Source organism: Photobacterium phosphoreum (genome assembly GCF_002954725.1).
Taxonomy (GTDB): domain Bacteria; phylum Pseudomonadota; class Gammaproteobacteria; order Enterobacterales; family Vibrionaceae; genus Photobacterium; species Photobacterium phosphoreum.
The window spans coordinates 1-3,033 of the sequence record NZ_MSCQ01000005.1; the positions used below are offsets into that span (position 1 = coordinate 1).

Annotated in this window: 1 rRNA gene; it reads left to right on the forward strand. The window is 50.5% G+C overall.

Annotation, left to right across the window (positions count from 1 at the left end):
- Nucleotides 1–20: 20 nt before the first annotated feature.
- Nucleotides 21–2,914 (forward strand): 23S ribosomal RNA (locus BTO21_RS19930).
- The last annotated feature ends 119 nt before the right edge of the window (nucleotides 2,915–3,033 follow it).

The following is a 3,033-nucleotide window of genomic DNA, read 5'->3' on the forward strand; positions in this document are numbered from 1 at the left end:
AAGACCTCTTGGGGTTGTATGGTTAAGTGACTAAGCGTACACGGTGGATGCCTTGGCAGTCAGAGGCGATGAAGGACGTATTAACTTGCGATAAGCCCAGATTAGGCAGTAAAAGCCACTTGAGTCTGGGATTTCCGAATGGGGAAACCCACTTGCATAAGCAAGTATCATTAACTGAATACATAGGTTAATGAAGCGAACCGGGGGAACTGAAACATCTAAGTACCCCGAGGAAGAGAAATCAACCGAGATTCCGGTAGTAGCGGCGAGCGAAACCGGATTAGCCCTTAAGCTAGTTCTGCGTTAGGTGAATGTGCTGGAAAGCACAGCGATACAGGGTGATAGCCCCGTAACCAAAAATGCATTAATAGTGAAATCGAGTAGGACGGGACACGTGATATCCTGTTTGAACATGGGGGGACCATCCTCCAAGGCTAAATACTCCTGACTGACCGATAGTGAACCAGTACCGTGAGGGAAAGGCGAAAAGAACCCCTGTGAGGGGAGTGAAATAGAACCTGAAACCGTGTACGTACAAGCAGTAGGAGCCCACTTGTTGGGTGACTGCGTACCTTTTGTATAATGGGTCAGCGACTTAATTTTAGTAGCAAGGTTAACCGTTTAGGGGAGCCGTAGGGAAACCGAGTCTTAACTGGGCGTCATAGTTGCTAGGATTAGACCCGAAACCGAGTGATCTAGCCATGGGCAGGTTGAAGGTGAGGTAACACTTACTGGAGGACCGAACCGACTAATGTTGAAAAATTAGCGGATGACTTGTGGCTAGGGGTGAAAGGCCAATCAAACTCGGAGATAGCTGGTTCTCCCCGAAAGCTATTTAGGTAGCGCCTCGGACGAATACTACTGGGGGTAGAGCACTGTTAAGGCTAGGGGGTCATCCCGACTTACCAACCCTTTGCAAACTCCGAATACCAGTAAGTAATATCCGGGAGACACACGGCGGGTGCTAACGTCCGTCGTGAAGAGGGAAACAACCCAGACCGCCAGCTAAGGTCCCAAAGTTATAGCTAAGTGGGAAACGATGTGGGAAGGCTCAGACAGCCAGGATGTTGGCTTAGAAGCAGCCATCATTTAAAGAAAGCGTAATAGCTCACTGGTCGAGTCGGCCTGCGCGGAAGATTTAACGGGGCTAAGCTATACACCGAAGCTGCGGCAATGTGAACTTGTTCACATTGGGTAGGGGAGCGTTCTGTAAGCCGTTGAAGGTGCATTGTAAAGTGTGCTGGAGGTATCAGAAGTGCGAATGCTGACATGAGTAACGATAAAGGGAGTGAAAAACTCCCTCGCCGGAAGATCAAGGGTTCCTGTCCAACGTTAATCGGGGCAGGGTAAGTCGACCCCTAAGGCGAGGCCGAAAGGCGTAGTCGATGGGAAACGGGTTAATATTCCCGTACTTCTTATAATTGCGATGGAGGGACGGAGAAGGCTAGGTGAGCCTGGCGACGGTTGTCCAGGTCCAAGTATGTAGGCTGATGGTTTAGGCAAATCCGGACCATCTTAAGGCTGAGATACGATGTCGAGCTACTACGGTAGTGAAGTCATTGATGCCATGCTTCCGGGAAAAGCTTCTAAGCGTCAGATTATAAGAAATCGTACCCCAAACCGACACAGGTGATCAGGTAGAGAATACCAAGGCGCTTGAGAGAACTCGGGTGAAGGAACTAGGCAAAATGGTACCGTAACTTCGGGAGAAGGTACGCTCCTAGCGGTGATGAGACTTGCTCTCTAAGCTGCCGGGAGTCGCAGATACCAGGTGGCTGCAACTGTTTATTAAAAACACAGCACTGTGCAAAATCGAAAGATGACGTATACGGTGTGACGCCTGCCCGGTGCCGGAAGGTTAATTGATGGGGTTAGACTTCGGTCGAAGCTCTTGATCGAAGCCCCGGTAAACGGCGGCCGTAACTATAACGGTCCTAAGGTAGCGAAATTCCTTGTCGGGTAAGTTCCGACCTGCACGAATGGCGTAATGATGGCCACGCTGTCTCCACCCGAGACTCAGTGAAATTGAAATCGCAGTGAAGATGCTGTGTACCCGCGGCTAGACGGAAAGACCCCGTGAACCTTTACTATAGCTTGGCACTGAACATTGACCCTACATGTGTAGGATAGGTGGGAGACGTTGAAGCAACCGCGCCAGTGGTTGTGGAGTCAATCTTGAAATACCACCCTTGTATGCTTGATGTTCTAACGTTGGCCCCTTATCGGGGTTACGGACAGTGCCTGGTGGGTAGTTTGACTGGGGCGGTCTCCTCCCAAAGAGTAACGGAGGAGCACGAAGGTGGGCTAATCACGGTCGGACATCGTGAGGTTAGTGCAATGGCATAAGCCCGCTTGACTGCGAGAATGACAATTCGAGCAGGTGCGAAAGCAGGTCATAGTGATCCGGTGGTTCTGAATGGAAGGGCCATCGCTCAACGGATAAAAGGTACTCCGGGGATAACAGGCTGATACCGCCCAAGAGTTCATATCGACGGCGGTGTTTGGCACCTCGATGTCGGCTCATCACATCCTGGGGCTGAAGTCGGTCCCAAGGGTATGGCTGTTCGCCATTTAAAGTGGTACGCGAGCTGGGTTTAGAACGTCGTGAGACAGTTCGGTCCCTATCTGCCGTGGGCGTTGGATGATTGAGAGGGGCTGCTCCTAGTACGAGAGGACCGGAGTGGACGAACCGCTGGTGTTCGGGTTGTATCGCCAGATGCATTGCCCGGTAGCTAAGTTCGGAATCGATAACCGCTGAAAGCATCTAAGCGGGAAGCGAGCCTCAAGATGAGTCATCCCTAGACCTTTAAGGTCTCTAAAGGGTTGTTGAAGACTACAACGTTGATAGGTCAGGTGTGTAAGTGCTGCGAGGCATTGAGCTAACTGATACTAATTGCCCGTGAGGCTTAACCATACAACACCCAAGGGGTTTTTCTTCTCCAAAGAGAAGAGACGGACTCTACAAACGCTTGAATGCGTGTTGAGAACAACTAGTCAGATTTTTCCCAGATTGCTATTTATTGCCATAAGGTG